Origin of the sequence: Methylocystis sp. L43 (assembly GCF_015709525.1) — a bacterium.
In the GTDB taxonomy this organism is placed as follows: domain Bacteria; phylum Pseudomonadota; class Alphaproteobacteria; order Rhizobiales; family Beijerinckiaceae; genus Methylocystis.
Genome location: NZ_JADNRA010000035.1, coordinates 94,799 through 109,315, shown reverse-complemented (window position 1 = coordinate 109,315; position 14,517 = coordinate 94,799). Strand labels below are relative to the sequence as shown.

Annotated in this window: 16 protein-coding genes; 9 read left to right on the top strand and 7 right to left on the bottom strand. The window is 63.8% G+C overall.

What is annotated here, in order from left to right; genetic code table 11:
- The first annotated feature begins 54 nt into the window (after nt 1–54).
- Complete coding sequence (locus IYX23_RS16730; protein WP_196394113.1) at nt 55–567, top strand: GNAT family N-acetyltransferase; 513 nt, start codon at nt 55–57, stop codon at nt 565–567.
- A 49-nt stretch (nt 568–616) separates the two neighbouring features.
- On the opposite strand, the gene rho is transcribed toward IYX23_RS16730, so the two are convergent.
- Complete coding sequence (gene rho / locus IYX23_RS16725) at nt 617–1,882, bottom strand: transcription termination factor Rho (RefSeq protein ID WP_018406432.1); 1,266 nt, start codon at nt 1,880–1,882, stop codon at nt 617–619.
- A gap of 339 nt (nt 1,883–2,221) precedes the next feature.
- Between rho and IYX23_RS16720 the strand changes: the two genes are divergently transcribed.
- Both IYX23_RS16720 and IYX23_RS16715 read left to right on the top strand, forming a co-directional pair.
- The gene (locus IYX23_RS16720) at nt 2,222–2,986 is read left to right on the top strand and encodes a hypothetical protein (RefSeq protein WP_196394112.1); all 765 of its coding nucleotides are present in this window, start codon (nt 2,222–2,224) and stop codon (nt 2,984–2,986) included.
- Nucleotides 2,976–4,031, top strand: coding sequence for an amidohydrolase family protein (locus tag IYX23_RS16715; protein ID WP_196394111.1), 1,056 nt, complete (start codon nt 2,976–2,978; stop codon nt 4,029–4,031). Before IYX23_RS16720 ends, IYX23_RS16715 begins: the two co-directional genes overlap by 11 nt.
- A 115-nt stretch (nt 4,032–4,146) precedes the next feature.
- Here IYX23_RS16715 and hemJ read toward each other — a convergent pair whose 3' ends face one another.
- Nucleotides 4,147–4,566, bottom strand: coding sequence for a protoporphyrinogen oxidase HemJ (gene hemJ / locus IYX23_RS16710; RefSeq protein WP_196394110.1), 420 nt, complete (start codon nt 4,564–4,566; stop codon nt 4,147–4,149).
- Nucleotide 4,567: 1 nt separating this feature from the next.
- Nucleotides 4,568–5,599: a uroporphyrinogen decarboxylase gene (gene hemE / locus IYX23_RS16705; RefSeq protein WP_196394109.1), complete on the bottom strand. Its 1,032-nt coding sequence runs from the start codon at nt 5,597–5,599 to the stop codon at nt 4,568–4,570.
- Nucleotides 5,600–5,994: 395 nt separating this feature from the next.
- Here hemE and IYX23_RS16700 point away from each other — a divergent pair, with 395 nt between their 5' ends.
- Genes IYX23_RS16700 through dnaQ form a run of 3 tightly spaced genes read left to right on the top strand, consistent with a single transcriptional unit; the run spans nt 5,995 to nt 7,943 of the window.
- Nucleotides 5,995–6,621 carry a Maf family protein gene (locus tag IYX23_RS16700; RefSeq protein WP_196394108.1) on the top strand — a complete coding sequence of 209 codons (627 nt, stop codon included), beginning with the start codon at nt 5,995–5,997 and terminating at the stop codon, nt 6,619–6,621.
- Nucleotides 6,622–6,632: 11 nt separating this feature from the next.
- Complete coding sequence (coaE, locus tag IYX23_RS16695) at nt 6,633–7,223, top strand: dephospho-CoA kinase (protein ID WP_196394324.1); 591 nt, start codon at nt 6,633–6,635, stop codon at nt 7,221–7,223.
- Between the two features lie 3 nt (nt 7,224–7,226).
- The gene (dnaQ, locus tag IYX23_RS16690) at nt 7,227–7,943 is read left to right on the top strand and encodes a DNA polymerase III subunit epsilon (RefSeq protein ID WP_196394107.1); all 717 of its coding nucleotides are present in this window, start codon (nt 7,227–7,229) and stop codon (nt 7,941–7,943) included.
- A 121-nt stretch (nt 7,944–8,064) separates the two neighbouring features.
- Here the strand turns inward: dnaQ and secB are convergent, their stop codons facing one another.
- A complete protein-coding gene (gene secB, locus IYX23_RS16685) occupies nt 8,065–8,553 on the bottom strand; it encodes a protein-export chaperone SecB (protein ID WP_196394106.1) in 489 nt (162 codons plus the stop codon).
- 98 nt (nt 8,554–8,651) lie between these two features.
- Nucleotides 8,652–9,095, bottom strand: coding sequence for an FxsA family protein (locus tag IYX23_RS16680; RefSeq protein WP_196394105.1), 444 nt, complete (start codon nt 9,093–9,095; stop codon nt 8,652–8,654).
- 78 nt (nt 9,096–9,173) lie between these two features.
- Here IYX23_RS16680 and IYX23_RS16675 point away from each other — a divergent pair, with 78 nt between their 5' ends.
- The 3 genes from IYX23_RS16675 to IYX23_RS16665 are packed head-to-tail and all read left to right on the top strand — an operon-like array spanning nt 9,174 to nt 11,577.
- A complete protein-coding gene (locus IYX23_RS16675; protein WP_348643678.1) occupies nt 9,174–9,911 on the top strand; it encodes a Tim44/TimA family putative adaptor protein in 738 nt (245 codons plus the stop codon).
- 2 nt (nt 9,912–9,913) lie between these two features.
- Entirely contained in the window at nt 9,914–11,029 is a 1,116-nt protein-coding gene (locus tag IYX23_RS16670) for an MltA domain-containing protein (RefSeq protein ID WP_196394104.1), read from the top strand.
- Nucleotides 11,026–11,577 carry a Smr/MutS family protein gene (locus IYX23_RS16665; protein WP_196394103.1) on the top strand — a complete coding sequence of 184 codons (552 nt, stop codon included), beginning with the start codon at nt 11,026–11,028 and terminating at the stop codon, nt 11,575–11,577. Before IYX23_RS16670 ends, IYX23_RS16665 begins: the two co-directional genes overlap by 4 nt.
- Before the next feature lie 109 nt (nt 11,578–11,686).
- On the opposite strand, the gene IYX23_RS16660 is transcribed toward IYX23_RS16665, so the two are convergent.
- On the bottom strand, nt 11,687–13,090 hold the full coding sequence (locus IYX23_RS16660; protein WP_196394102.1) for a heme biosynthesis HemY N-terminal domain-containing protein: 1,404 nt from the start codon (nt 13,088–13,090) through the stop codon (nt 11,687–11,689).
- A gap of 15 nt (nt 13,091–13,105) precedes the next feature.
- The gene (locus tag IYX23_RS16655) at nt 13,106–14,509 is read right to left on the bottom strand and encodes a hypothetical protein (RefSeq protein ID WP_196394101.1); all 1,404 of its coding nucleotides are present in this window, start codon (nt 14,507–14,509) and stop codon (nt 13,106–13,108) included.
- Nucleotides 14,510–14,517: the final 8 nt, after the last annotated feature.

Here is a 14,517-nt window from a genome sequence, read left to right as displayed (position 1 = left end):
CCGCTTATTCCTTTCGCCGCTGGAATTCGCAAGGACTGTCCGGCACAAAGACATATGCGAACGCAAGCAATATGTCGCCGGCTCAACGGCTCGGACGCGAAACGCTTTCAAGCGCTGCGACTTGAGAGCTTTACATTGGAGCCCCGCGCCTTTCGCTTCGCGCCGGAAGATGAAGCTCACATCGCGCCAGACGCGGTCGCCGCACGCCTTCAGCGCGACTTTGTCATCGGCGCGTTCAACGCAGAAGATTCGCGAATGATTGGCGTTGGCGGACTGGCTTGGAGCGACGGCGTGAAGACGCGCCACAAAGCGCTGCTCTACGGCATGTATGTGAAGGCTGCTGAGCGCGGATCCGGCGCCGCCGACGCGATCATGAAAAGACTGATAGACGAGGCGCGCGGCAGCGTCGAGATCGTCACGCTCACCGTCGTCTCGACGAATTTTCGCGCGCTGCGTTTCTACGAGAGATGGGGATTTCGCGCCTATGGCGTCGAAGAGCGCTCAGCGAAAAACGGCGACGGCGATTATCTCGACGAAACGCTGATGGCGCTGCGTTTCAACGAATAAAACAGGCGGCGAGACGAGAGCCGACGAGTCGGCTCAACGCTTATCGCCGTTACGTATTCATCGAATCGAAGAAGCCCAGATTGTTCTTCGTTTCGCGCAGCTTTCCGAGCAGGAATTCGATCGCGTCGACCGTGCCCATCGGATTGAGGATCCGGCGCAGCACATACATCTTCTTGAGGATGTCGGGCGCGACGAGCAGCTCTTCCTTGCGGGTGCCGGAGCGGGTGATGTCCAGCGCCGGGAAAATCCGCTTGTCGGAAACCTTGCGGTCGAGAATGATCTCGCTGTTGCCGGTGCCCTTGAACTCTTCGAAGATGACTTCGTCCATGCGCGAGCCGGTGTCGATCAAGGCCGTCGCGATGATCGTCAGCGAGCCGCCCTCCTCGATATTGCGCGCCGCGCCGAAGAAGCGCTTGGGCCGCTGCAGCGCATTGGCGTCGACGCCGCCGGTCAGCACCTTGCCGGACGACGGCACGACGGTGTTGTAGGCGCGCCCGAGCCGCGTGATCGAATCGAGCAGGATCACCACGTCGCGGCCGTGTTCGACGAGACGCTTCGCCTTCTCGATCACCATTTCCGCGACTTGCACGTGGCGCACCGCCGGCTCGTCGAAGGTCGAGGAGACGACCTCGCCCTTCACCGAGCGCTGCATGTCGGTGACTTCCTCAGGCCGCTCGTCGATGAGCAGCACGATGAGATAGCACTCGGGATGATTGGTCGTGATCGACTGCGCGATATTCTGCAGGAGCACGGTCTTGCCGGTGCGCGGCGGCGCCACGACCAGCGCGCGCTGCCCTTTGCCGATCGGCGCGACGAGATCGATGATGCGCGACGAGAGATCCTTGCGGGTCGGGTCTTCGATCTCGAGCTTGAGGCGCTCGTCCGGATAGAGCGGCGTCAGATTGTCGAAGGGCACCTTGTGGCGCACCTTCTCGGGATCTTCGAAATTGATGCTGTTGACTTTTAACAGCGCGAAATAGCGTTCGCCCTCTTTCGGGCTCCGGATCATGCCCTCGACCGTATCGCCGGTGCGCAGGCCGAACTTCCGGATCTGCGAGGGCGAGACGTATATGTCGTCGGGACCGGCGAGATAATTCGCATCGGGCGACCGCAGGAAGCCGAAGCCGTCCTGCAGCACTTCGACAACGCCGACGCCGACGATTTCGACGTCGCGACTCGCGAATTGTTTCAGAATCGCGAAGAGGAGTTCCTGCTTGCGCAGGAGAGAGGCGTTCTCGACTTCGTGCTCTTCGGCAAAAGCGAGGAGTTCGGCGGCGGACTTGGCCTTCAAGTCCGAAAGTTTAATTTCCCGCATTCAGGAGGAACCTTGGGTATTACTGGCGCGCAGATGGAAACGAGCCGGAGAGAAGAGGTGTGGCGGGGGAGACGGCCTTCGGGGAGCGCCGGCGAAAATCCGGCGATGCCGCTACAAGCAGACACGGGCCTCAGAGGGATAGGGTTCACTTAGACAATTTCCAGACATGAATCAAGAGTTCCGTTAAAGCGGCCCTATCGCGCCAAACCGGTCAGCGCCGCTGGCGCTGCCGGACTGGCGCTGCCGGACTGGCGCTGCCGGACTGGCGCTGCCGAACTTGGGCGCCGCATAATCTTTTCCCCTTTGCTCATCTCTCCCTCTTCGCTCATGGGACTTCAGATGTCCGCCATCACTCTCGCTCGCTATCCGGTTCGATTGGACGGCGAAAGCGCCGACGTCGGCGACGCCGAGGAGCTTGTCGTCCTTCTCGACGTTCTCAACGGCCGCCGCGACCGGGAGGTTCTCACGCAGCTGCGCCCGCATTTGCCGCAAATCATTCGCAAGCCTTCGGACCTGCCGCTGCTGATGCGCGGGCTCGGTCGCGACGACCAGATCTTCCTCGTCGAGGCGATGGGCGATTCCTTGGCCGACGCTCTGCAGACCGCGCGTCACCTGCGCGAGCTGCTGGCGACGATCGCGGAGCCGCAAGTCAGGTTGAGCGTCATCGAGACTCTTGGCGGACCAGGATTACGCAAGCTCATCGTCACCGCGCGAGACCTTTCAGGCGTTCTGGAATGGACCTATGCGCAACGCAGCCGGCGGCTTCTTGAACTTCTCGGCGCCGATTATTTGCGTCGCCTCATCCGCCATGGCGACGATCTAGCGCTCGCGTTAAACGCGCTCGCCGAAGACGCTCAACGCGCGCTGTTCGACAGCATCGGATTCGCGCGCGTCGCGGAGTTGACGCGCAACGCGCGCGATCTGGCGCTGCTGCTGCGCGCGCTCCCGCCAGCCATCAGCGCGACTCTGCTTGATCAATTCGATCGCCGACAGCTCGTCGAGATCATCGGCGATCGCCGGGCCTGGCTTTACCTCTACAATCGAATCAGGCCGGACGAGGCCGTCCAATTGCTCGCCAAGCTCGGAGCGGACAATGCCCTATGAACCATCGCGTATTTCGCGCCGCAAATCGCAAGACGTCGGTTCGCTTGCGCGGCTTCGCGGCAGCAGACGCCGGATGATCGACGCGCATCTTCACGTCGTCGATTTCGTTCAGGAGACGCCAGGCGGACCGGCGCTGATCGATCACATGGATCGCGCCAACGTCGATAAGGCGGTGATTTTCGGACTGCCCGTGCGCAAACTATGGAACGAATACGACCGCGAGCCGCCGGACTATTATCTCGCCAACGACGCGCACTGCTATTATTACGCCCATACGGACGTCATCGTCGCCGAAATGGTGCGCGCGCTCCCCGCAGAGCATCGGAGCCGACTCTATCCTTTGATCTGCGGCTTCAATCCAGTCGATCGTTACGCCATTCGTCACGTCGAGCGGCTATATGAGCAATATCCCGACGTGTGGAGCGGGATTGGCGAAATGCTGTTGCGCCACGACGATCTCACCGCCTTCACCTTCGGCGAAAATGCGCGCGCCAATCATCGCGCGCTCTACCCGATCTACGAATTTGCCAGCCACTACGACCTTCCGGTGCTGTTGCATCAAAACGTCACAGCCGTTTCGAAGGGCGATCATCCCGTCTATCTCTTCGAACTTGAAGAGGCGCTGCGCGAATTTCCGCGCACGCGCTTTATCTTCGCGCATTGCGGCATGTCGCGCCGCGTGAATGCGCCCTTCTATTATCAGATGGTCGAGCGACTGCTCGACCAATATCCTAACGTGTGCGTCGATTATTCATGGGTGATCTACGACGTCGCCATCTGCCCCGATTGCGCGCCTGACGAAAATTGGCTGGCTCTCACCGAACGTCATAGCGAGCGCATTTGTTTGGGCTCCGATCTCGTCGCCAAATTCGAGCGCTTGGGACCTGAACTCCAACGCTACGACGTTTTTCTCGACCAGCTGAGCGACAAGGCCTGCGCGGATCTCTGCTGGCGAACCGCGGAGCGCATCTATGGCGCCAACAAGGGCAAGGTGAATGGCGCACCGCGGCCGATCGCTCCCGACTGGGAGAAGATCATCGCCTAGAGCGCTTCCCGATCACATGGACTCATGTGATCGATAAGGAATCGCTCAAAATCGAAATATTGGAGCAGGTTCTCATCGAAAAAGTCTGTCAACTTTTTCGGAACCTGCTCGCGAGTCAGAACGGCTTGACGATCACCAGAATAACGACGCCAATCATCAGCAGGGTCGGCAGTTCATTGAAGATGCGATAGTAGCGCGGCGAATGAACATTGGCGTCCGCCGCGAAACGGCGCATCAGCGCGCCGTCGTGAATATGCGCGGCGGTGAGCAGCACCACGAGCGTCGCTTTCGCATGAAACCATCCTGACGACAGCGCGCCGCCCTCAATGGCCAGATAGATTCCGGTCATCCAGGCGACGAGCATCGCCGGCGTCATGATGTAGCGATACAGCCGCCGCTCCATGATCTTGAACGTCTCAGAGAGCGCTCCCTCGCCCGCGCTTGCATGGTAGACGAAGAGACGCGGCAAATAGAGAAGCCCCGCCATCCACGAGATGATGGCGATCACATGCAGCGCTTTGATCCAGAGGTACATGTCAGCCGGCCCCCCTAACGCGCGCGACAAGCCGCTCGACGTTTTCGATCGGCGTCTGCTGCAAGATGCCGTGACCCAGATTGAAAATATGCGGACGGCCTTCGAAGGCGGCGAGAATCGAATCGACTTCGCGGTCCAGCGCGTCTCCGCCCGCGACAAGCACGAGAGGGTCGAGATTGCCTTGCAGCGGCACGTTCGATTGGGTTTGCGCAACGGCCCATGCGGGATCGAGCGCCGTATCGATGCCATAGCCATCGGCGCCGATCGTCTGCGTGAGCTTGGGCAGATGCGCATCGGCGCCGCGTATGAAGGCGATTACCGGCGTTTGCGGATGGCGCGCTTTGACGCCTTCCACGATCCGCCGGACCGGCTCCGCCGACCAGCGCTGAAATTCATTCGCCGGCAAGACGCCCGCCCAGCTGTCGAAGATCTGCACGACCTCGACGCCAGCCTCGATCTGACGCGCAAGATAGTCGATCGACGCCTCAACGACGCGATCGATCAGCTGCGCGAACGCGTCGGGATAACGATAGGCGAACAGACGCGCCGGCGCCTGATCGGGCGTGCCCTGCCCGGCGATCATATAGCTCACGACCGTGAACGGCGCGCCGCAAAAACCGATGAACGCCACGTCCGAAGGCAGCGCGGTTTTTACAAGATCGATCGTCTCAAAGACCGGCGAAAGATGCTCGATCTTGAACGCACCGAGCCGCTGCGCCTGCTCCGGGGTTTCAATCGGCTCCAGCCGCGGACCCGAGCCGCTCTCGAAGGAAACCCGTTGGCCCATGGCGTCGGGCACCACAAGAATGTCGGAGAATAAAATCGCTGCGTCGAAGTGGAAGCGCCGGATCGGCTGCAGCGTCACGTCGGCCGCCTTCTGCGGCGAATAGCAAAAATCGAGGAAGCTCTTCGTCGTCGCCCGAACCTCCCGATATTCGGGAAGGTAACGGCCCGCCTGACGCATCAGCCAGAGCGGCGGAACGCTTCGCACCTGTCTGCGCAGAACCGAAAGAAGCGCCTTCTCTTCCGCCATCGCGTTCGCTCCGTCTGTCGTCCTCGACAAGCGGGGTAGCGCGAAACGCCATTAAAACAAAATTCATTTTAATAAGAATTGATTCTTCAGTTGTATCGCGTAGCGGACAAAAGTTAATTTTCATTAACCAGTCGCCCACAGGCGAGCCGCGAAGACCCGGTCGCGGGGGCCGTAGCGGGAAAAATTCAGACAGTGAATGGAATCATGGACGTATCGGTCGTTCTCGGCGCAAGAGATTGTGGATGGCCTGTGAATCCCTCCTGTACCGGCGCCGGCGGGAATCCGTTCGACAGGGCTTCTCCTGTTGAGCGTTTGGGGACTCTGTGCCCGCTAACCGAAGCGGAGCATTTTTTGAGCGCGTTTTATCCCCGCTCTTCGGCTTATGCGGGAGGGCTGTGGACGTGACCGCGAGGCTAAGTTCGACCTTCTGGCGCGAATCGGCGCCGCTGATTCTCGCCTCGAAGAGCGCCGGCCGGCGGCAGGCGCTGCTGCATTCGGGCGTCCCTTTTGAGATAATCCCCGCCGATGTCGACGAACGGGCGATCGAATCGCGGCTCGGCGGCGCCGACGCCGACGCGATCGCCTTAGCGTTGGCGCGCGCCAAGGCGCTCGTCGTTTCCGCTGGCGGCCGGCTCGTGCTCGGCGCCGATCAGGTCGCAAGCTGCGAAGGCAGGATTTTCGGCAAGCCGGCGGATATGCGTGCCGCCGAAGCGCTTCTGCGGTTCCTCTCCGGCCGCCGGCACCGCCTGCATTCGGCAATCGCCCTGGCGCGGGACGGCGCCGTCGTCTTTGCGACGGTCGGCGTCGCCGACCTCACCATGCGCGCGCTGAGCGAAGATTTCATCGCCGCTTATCTGGCGGCGATCGGAGAGAATGCGCTGACTTCAGCCGGCGCCTATCAGATCGAAGGCCTGGGCGCGCAACTCTTCTCCAGGGTCGAAGGCGATTACTGGACCATCATGGGGCTTCCGCTGCTGGAGCTTCTCGAGGCGCTTCGGCGCGAGGGGGCGCTCCTTTCGTGACACAGCCAAAGATGCTGCGTGTGGGGCTGACCGGGTCGATCGGCATGGGCAAGTCGACGACGGCCGACATGTTTCGCGCCGAAGGCATCGCGGTTCTCGATTCCGATCAGTTCGTGCATGACCTCTATAAAGGACCGCCGGCGGCCGAGATCGAGCGCGCGTTTCCCGGCGTGGTCGTGAATGGCGTCGTCGACCGTCCGCGGCTCGCCGCCCGCGTTCTTGACGATCCCGCGGCGCTCAAGCGTCTGGAAGCGATCGTGCATCCGATGGTGTGGGCGGCGCGGGACGCTCTGATCGAAGAACGTAAAAATCAGGGCGACCGCATCGTCGTTTTCGATATCCCGCTGCTGTTTGAAACCGGCGCCGAAAAGGACTTCGAGGTCATTGTCGTCGTCACCGCGCCGGAAGATGTGCAAAAGGCGCGCGTTCTTGCCCGGGACGGCATGACGGCGGAGAAATTCGCGTCCATTCTGTCGAAGCAGACGCCTGATTCAGAAAAGCGCGCCCGCGCCGATTTTGTGGTCCATACCGACCAGGGTCTCGACGCAGCGCGCGAAGAGGTGCGAAACATTGTGAAAGCGCTTAACGCGCGGCTCGGGTGAAAAATGCGGGAGATCGTTCTCGACACTGAAACGACGGGGCTCGATCCGTCGAGCGGGCATCGCGTGGTCGAAATCGGCGCGGTCGAGATTTCCAATCTCATCCCGACGGGCAGACATTTCCACTGCTACATCGATCCAGAGCGCGACATGCCGGACGAGGCCTTCCGGGTGCATGGCCTCTCGCGCGAATTTCTGGCGCAGCACCAGATCTTCAAGGAAATCGCCGCCGAATTTCTCGACTTTATCGAGGATGCGCCGCTGGTTATTCACAACGCCGAATTCGATACGCGCTTTCTCAACGCCGAATTCGCCCTCATGAATTTGCCGCCGCTCGGCGGCGCGCGCATCATCGACACGCTCGCCATGGCGCGCCGCCGCCACCCTGGCGGCCCAAATTCTCTTGACGCCCTGTGTCAGCGCTACGCGATCGATCTGTCGCGGCGCGAGAAGCATGGCGCCCTGCTTGACGCCAATCTCCTCGCCGAGGTCTATGCCGAGCTTTGCGGGGGACGCCAGTCTGCGTTGTCGCTTCAGACCGTTCAGGCTGTGCGCATCGCCGCCTTGAACGATCTGTTGCGCCGTCGCCCCGAGCCGCTCGCGCCGCGGTTAAGCGCGGCCGAAGAGACGGCCCACTCTGTCTTTGTCGCGACGATCAAATCCCCGATCTGGGATCGCTACCTCGCAAGCGACGAAGACGCCGCGCCGAGCGTCGCTGGCTAGAGCGCTTCCCGATCACATGGAATTCACATCGAATCATGTGATCGATATGGAATCGCTCAAAATCGAAAAGCTGGAGCAGGTTCTCGTCGAAAAAGTCTGCCAACTTTTCGGAACCTGCTGGCTAATTGCCCTGAGCGCCGCTCTGGACGCCCGCTTCGGCGGCCTTTTGCTGATAGAGCGCGACGAAGTCGATCGGATCGATATAGAGCGGCGGATAACCGCCCTTGCTCGTCGCGTCGGCCACAAGCTGGCGAACGAAGGGAAACAGCATGCGCGGGCATTCGATCATCACGATCGGATGCACCTGGTCTTCGGGAATGTTCAACAGTCGGAACACGCCGCCATATTCAAGGTCGAGCTTGAAGAGCAGTCCGTCTCCCTCGCCCGCCTTGCAGTCGAGCATCAGACTGACTTCGAAGTCGGTCGGCGCCAGCTGTTTGGCGTTGACGTTGACCTGAATCGAGATGTTTGGCGCCTTCTCCTGCGCGCCGAGCGAACGCGGCGCATTGGGATTCTCGAAGGAGAAATCCTTCAGATATTGAGCAAGCGAATTGAGGGCCGGAGCGCCGCCCGGCGCTCCTTGCGCGCCGTTGCCATTGGTGTCGGTCATGTAGGATCTCCAGCAAAGCCGTTGTCATGAGAATTCGCGCCCGCCTAACACGTCTGTCAGAAGCGAACAAGGCGCGCCCCTGGTTCTACTTCGCCGGCCTACTTCGGCGCGGTTCGCCGCGGGCGACGCGCGTCGCGCCGCCATTCGCGCGGGTCGAGGTCGATCAGCCGCGGGTCAGCGTTCCGGGACCGCGCGCGCAGCCGCCGCGCCAGGCTCTGCCGCACGGACGGCGACTTCAGCGCCAGCCCGACAAAATCCGAGGCGAAGCCAGGCAGAATGAGCAGGATGGAGGCGAGCGCCTGCATCGCTGCGTCAAGAAAGGCCCCGTCGTGCAGGGCGGAGCTTTCGCCTTTCGCCTTGGCGGCCAATCCGGCGCGGACAAAATCGAGGAGGCGCCGCACGTCGGAGAGGCCGAGCAGTGAAGCGCCGATGGCGAGCGCGATCGCCGCGAGAAGCCCGACGGCGTGGACGACCAGCGCAAAACACAGAATCTCCAGCACGATCCAGGTTGCGAGGACGGCGCCGACAAGCTTAGATTTCACCGATCATCCGATCTTTGCGGCCATTGACCGCCCGCGGCGATACGCCCGCCCCTTGATTCGTGACATGTACGAAGCGACATGATAGCCGACGACAAATTCATTCGGGAGTTGCCAATGCCGGCCTCCGGCGATCTCTTCGATCCCAGCCTTATCGTTTTCGCGGCGCTCGCGGTTTTCGTCATCTGGAAGCTGCGCTCGGTGCTCGGAATGCGGGTGGATCGCGACACGCCGCCCCCCGCCCGCTTCGCGCCGCGTGGTCCGGCCCCAGCTGCGGTCACCCCGGCCCCGGGCGTCGCGCCGCCCCCCGAAGCGCCATCGCGCCCCACTGGCGCGGAGCGTTGGGAGGGCGTGGCTGAGAAAGGCGTCGCCTCCGCCTGGAGCGGCCTCGACGCCGTGGCGGCGTCGGACCCCAATTTCGATGGCAAATCCTTCGTGGGCGGGGCGCGCCGCGCCTATGAACTCATCGTCACGGCCTTCGCCAAGGGCGACCGGGAAACCTTGAAGCCGCTGCTGTCGCAGGACGTCTTCGACGGGTTTTCGGCGGAGATTGCCCGGCGTGAGCAGCAGGGCGAAAGCATGGAGACCGCCGTCGTCGCGATCGACTCGGCGACGGTCGACGCCGCCCGGGCCATCGCCGGCCGCAATGAGGTGACGGTGCGTTTCGTCGTTCGACTGATGAGCGTGCGGCGTGACCAGGCCGGCGAAACGATCGACGGCGGGCAGACGCGCAAAGTCGTCGAGCGCTGGACCTTTGCGCGCGATGCAAAGGCGAATGATCCCAATTGGAAGCTCGTCGCGACGCAAACCGAAGACTGAGCATGTCGCGGAATGCGCCGCAGTTTTCCGCCTCCGATCTGCTGCAAAAGATAGAATTTGAAGAGATCGACGGCTTTGCGGCCGACGATCTCGCCGCCGCATTCGACGCCTTCCGACGCTCCGCCGAGATCATCGACGCCAAGGCGCAAGAGCAACGTGGCGCCGTCGCGCCGCCCCCTTCGCTCATCGCCGCGGCGCGCGCGGCGCTCGGCGCCCTCGACCATCCTGGCCGCTTTTTTCAGGATTGGTTTCGCCCGCACGCCATCAAGACGAAGGGCTTCGTGACCGCCTATTACGAGGTGGAGGTCGACGCCAGATTGTCGCCCGAGCCGGGTTTCACGACCCCGGTCCTGTCGCGTCCGCGCGATCTCATCACTCTGAACGACTCGCCGCTCTCGCTGCCCACCGGCGAGACGCTGACCAGCGCGCGCCTGCAGGCCGATGGCGCGCTCGCGCCCTATCCCGATCGCCGCGCGATCGAAGAGGAAAGCGCGGCGCCGAGCGCGCATCCTCTCGCCTATGTTCGCGATCCCGTCGAATTGTTTCTCATCCAGGTGCAGGGTTCGGCGCGGCTGCGACTTCCCGGCGGCGGCGTCATGACGCTGACCTATGCGGGGCGCAACGGCTGGCCCTATACGTCCATTGGCCGGCTGATGATTGAGCGCGGGCTGGTCACGAAAGCCGAGATGTCGCTCGATCTGATGAAGGAGACATTGCGGCGGCTCGGCGCCGGCCCCGGCGAAGCGGGTCGTCGGCTGTTGCAGGAGAACCGTTCCTATGTGTTCTTCGAGATCGATGCGTCTGAGCGGCGCAGGATCGGACCGATCGGCGGGCAGGGCGCGCCGCTGACGCCATTCCGGTCGATCGCCGTCGACCGCTCGATCTGGTGCTACGGCCTGCCCTTCTGGATTGCCGCGCGAATTCCATGGCAAGGAGAGGCGGAAACGCCATTTCGTCGACTGATGATCGCGCAGGACACCGGATCTGCCATAATTGGTCCAGCGCGCGCCGATCTTTTTTTCGGCGCGGGCGAAGCGGCGGGGAGGCGGGCCGGCGACATCCGGCACGCCGCCGAAATGATTGTGCTGCTGCCGAAGGACGTTGGGGACGATCCGTGAGCGAGGAGAATTCCCGCCGATATGCGCGCCGGCTCTCGCAGGCCGAGGCCGAGCTCTGGACAATAGCGACGGCTGACGTTCGACCTGCGCGGGCGCGTCCAAAAAAGCACGTGTCGCCGACGCCGTCGACCGAAGGCCCCGTGCGCTTGGCGCCTTTGGAGCCTTCGGTGGACGGCGACCGCCCAACGGCGCCGAAGCCGGCGCCGCGGCCGATCGACATCGACCCGCGCACCTTCGTGAAGATCAAGCGCGGACGGATTGACGTCGACGCCAAGCTCGACCTTCACGGCCTGCGGCAGGCGGAGGCGCAGCGCTCGCTAACGGCCTTCCTGCGCCGATGTCAGGCGAATGGCGCGCGAATCGCGATCATCGTGACGGGCAAGGGGCTGACGCGGGACGAAGGCGGCGTGCTGCGGCGCGTCGTGCCGATGTGGCTCGAAGCGCCGAATCTGCGCGACGTCGTCGTCGGCTTTGGCGAAGCGGCGCGCCATCACGGCGGCGAAGGCGCGCTCTATGTGCGCATCCGACGGGCGGATCGGATACGCTAGGGCAGGTTCCGAAAAAGTTGACAGACTTTTTCGATGAGAACCTGCTCCAATACTTTGATTTTGAGCGATTCCTTATCGATCACATGATTCCATGTGATCGGGAAGCGCTCTAAGCCTGCTGCCCGGCCGCGCCCGAGACCTCGGCCGCTGGCAGCGCCACGGGTTCGGCGGGACGGGTCAAAAAGGCGGCCGGAATGTTGGGCTTGCCTTCTTCGGTCAGATGTTGCGCGGAGTCCGGCGGCGGCTTCCATTCGAAGGCGTCGAGCCGGCCGGTGACCGGCGACATCGGCAGCCAGTTCTTGGAGACGACGCCGTCGGCGATCCAGACTGGATCGCGCGGGGCGCGCGAGCCGCGGGCGAGCCATTCGCGCACCGGACCTGACGGTCCGTGCTCTCCGTCTTCGATCTCCGCCATCATCAGACAGGTGTGCGCCGTCGGATGACGGCCGGCGGCGATGAGCGGCGCGAGCGCGTCGCGGGCCTTGGCGAAATCGCGCGCCGACAGTGCGACCTCCGCGACGATATGCCGGCTCTCCGGCGCATTGGGGGCGGCGCGGGCGAGCCTCTCCACCCGCGCGAGCTTCGTCGTATTCGACTCGCCCGACAGCGCCTCGAGATAGGCGGCGGCGAGGTCCGGATGCGGTTTCGTCGCCCAGACCGTTTCGATCAGCTTCAGCGACTGCTTCTGGTCGCCATGGCGGGCAAGCACGCGCGCCGCGGCGACGGCGGCCGGCGCGAAGCCCGGCCGGCGCTTCAACGCCTGGCGTGCGAGATGGAGCGCGTCATGGGGATGGTCGCGCTCCTTCTCCATCGCCATGGCGGTTTCGATCACGGCGCGAAGGTTCTGCGCCGTCGGCGCGTCGATCGCCTTGGCGGTGAGGCTCGCCTCGATCGCCTCGCGCGCCTTCTGCCAGTCGCCTTGCGCGGCGAGGTGCTCAAGCATCGCGGCGCCCGCCCAGGGCACTGGCGCGATGTCATGCGCCTCCTTGGCGAAATGATGCGCCGCGTCCGTATCCTCGCGGCGCCGCGCCTCGATGTGCAGCCCGCGGAGCCCGAGCAGCTTTGTCTCCGGCTTCAACGTCATCTTGTGGAAGGTCTCTTCCGCGACCCGCCGATCGCCGGCGAGCTGCGCCGCCTGGGCCTTCAGCACTTGTGTGAGCGGCTCGCTTGGCAGCAGCCGTTCGGCGACGTGCGCGGCCTTGCGGGCGCGGGCGGCGTCGCCTGAGCCGACGGCGATCAATCCCTGCGAAAGCGCATCGAATCCCTTATCGCGGCGCTTCATTCGGGAGCCGCCGCTCCAACGGCTAGGCGCCCGCAGCACCGCCATGGCGATCGCCCAGAGGACGATCGTCGCGGCGATGACCAGCAGCAGACCTGCAACCGCCACCGGTATCGACGCTTCGAACTGGTACCCGGCGAAATCCAGCGTCAGCGAACCGGGCTGTTCGATCAGCAATTCGAGGCCATAGGCGACCGCGGCAAGCGCGATGATGAAGAAAAACAGAAACAGCATGGCGATGGATCCCGCTTATTCCTTCGTTGCGCCAAGCGCGGCGATCGCGCCATGCAGCAGATCGTCGGCCGCCCGTCCTGCGTCGACGCGGGCGCGCAAGGTCGCGCCGAAATCTTTGGCTTCGTTCTGGGCCGCTTCGGGGAGCGCCGCGAAAACGGCGCTCGCCTGAGCGAGGTCGCCATGGGTGAGCGCCGCTTCGATGTGAGCGACTTTTTCTTCCACCGTCTGAGCCTCGGTCGCCGGCGCCTGACCCGAGGGTCGAACGCGCACGAGTTTGCTGGCGCCCTTCATCAGATGCTCTGCAAGATCGCCGGAAGCGCCAGTCTCGAGCGCGCGAATGCGCTTGGCGGCTGGCGCGAAGTCCGTCTTCAATTGCGCGGCGGTCGGCGCGCCCTTTTCGGCCAATGGCGAGAGGGCCGCCAGCGCGGTGGGATCGGCCCCGAGCCGCGTCAGCGCCTTCGTCTCGAGCGCATAGGGCCGGCCGGCCTCCAACTCGCGCTGCAGCGCAAAGGCGACGACCACGATCGCCGCGGGGCCGTCGGGAGTCTTCGCCGCCGTGGCCGCCGTGGTTTCTGGCGCCGCGCGCGTCTCGCCCTTCGAAGACTCGAAGCGCTCGCGCAGCGCCTTGGTCTCATTCCCGAGTTCGTCGATGCGGCCTTCAAGCGCCGTCATCTGCTCGCTGGCGGTTAGCGCCCCGGGCTCGCCCTGTTCAACGGGAGCGACCGGAGCGAGGGGGGCCGGGCTCGCCTTCGCCGCCGCATCGGCGGCGCTCTTCGCGGCGTTGGCGGCCGCCTCGGCCGCTTCGGCGGCGCGCAAAGCGCGTTGCGCCAGGTCTTCGGCCGAATCGACGCGGCCCTGCAACGCCGCGATCGCCGCTTTTTGCGATTCGATGGCCGCCTTCTGTGCTTCCATTGTGGCGTTAGGCGCCGACGTGGGCGGCGCCAGCGGCGTCGGTTCGACCGCCGGTTCGGGGGATTTCATGGGCGCGGTGGCGGACTGCGGCGTGGTAGGCGGGGCCGCGGTGGAGGGCTGGGGCGCTTCCGCGCTGCTCGTGGCTGACTGTCCTTCCGCCGGCGTCTCGGGCGTCGTCGTCTGCGCCGGTTCGGTCTCGCCGATGAGCGAAGCGGCGCGGTCCTTCAACACGCCTAAGGCGCCGCTCGCCTGATCCACATAAGGCTCGGCATAGTCGGCGACGACCTTTAGGCGCTCGTCTCGGTCCTTGAACGCGATCGCCGCATAAAGCGCCGCGCCCGCGACGACCGCGAGCAGCAGCAGCGTCGACGCCAGCAGGCTGAAGAAGGAGCGCCGCTTGCGTCTGACCGGCGGCGGAGGCGGCGGTTCAGACGGCGATTCTGTATAATCGATGGGCGCTTCCGAAGATTCGACGCGCTTCGGTTCTTCGTCGTTCGGCAAGACCATTGGCTAAT

Bases quoted from the DNA above. Each gene is read 5' to 3' on its own strand.
- IYX23_RS16715 (WP_196394111.1), top strand. From the start codon at position 2,976: ATGCCCTATGAACCATCGCGTATTTCGCGCCGCAAATCGCAAGACGTC.
- coaE (WP_196394324.1), top strand. From the start codon at position 6,633: ATGCTGCGTGTGGGGCTGACCGGGTCGATCGGCATGGGCAAGTCGACG.
- IYX23_RS16675 (WP_348643678.1), top strand. From the start codon at position 9,174: ATGATAGCCGACGACAAATTCATTCGGGAGTTGCCAATGCCGGCCTCC.
- IYX23_RS16660 (WP_196394102.1), bottom strand. From the start codon at position 13,090: ATGCTGTTTCTGTTTTTCTTCATCATCGCGCTTGCCGCGGTCGCCTAT.
- IYX23_RS16730 (WP_196394113.1), top strand. From the start codon at position 55: ATGCGAACGCAAGCAATATGTCGCCGGCTCAACGGCTCGGACGCGAAA.
- IYX23_RS16720 (WP_196394112.1), top strand. From the start codon at position 2,222: ATGTCCGCCATCACTCTCGCTCGCTATCCGGTTCGATTGGACGGCGAA.
- hemE (WP_196394109.1), bottom strand. From the start codon at position 5,599: ATGGCGGAAGAGAAGGCGCTTCTTTCGGTTCTGCGCAGACAGGTGCGA.
- hemJ (WP_196394110.1), bottom strand. From the start codon at position 4,566: ATGTACCTCTGGATCAAAGCGCTGCATGTGATCGCCATCATCTCGTGG.
- dnaQ (WP_196394107.1), top strand. From the start codon at position 7,227: ATGCGGGAGATCGTTCTCGACACTGAAACGACGGGGCTCGATCCGTCG.
- IYX23_RS16670 (WP_196394104.1), top strand. From the start codon at position 9,914: ATGTCGCGGAATGCGCCGCAGTTTTCCGCCTCCGATCTGCTGCAAAAG.
- secB (WP_196394106.1), bottom strand. From the start codon at position 8,553: ATGACCGACACCAATGGCAACGGCGCGCAAGGAGCGCCGGGCGGCGCT.
- IYX23_RS16655 (WP_196394101.1), bottom strand. From the start codon at position 14,509: ATGGTCTTGCCGAACGACGAAGAACCGAAGCGCGTCGAATCTTCGGAA.
- rho (WP_018406432.1), bottom strand. From the start codon at position 1,882: ATGCGGGAAATTAAACTTTCGGACTTGAAGGCCAAGTCCGCCGCCGAA.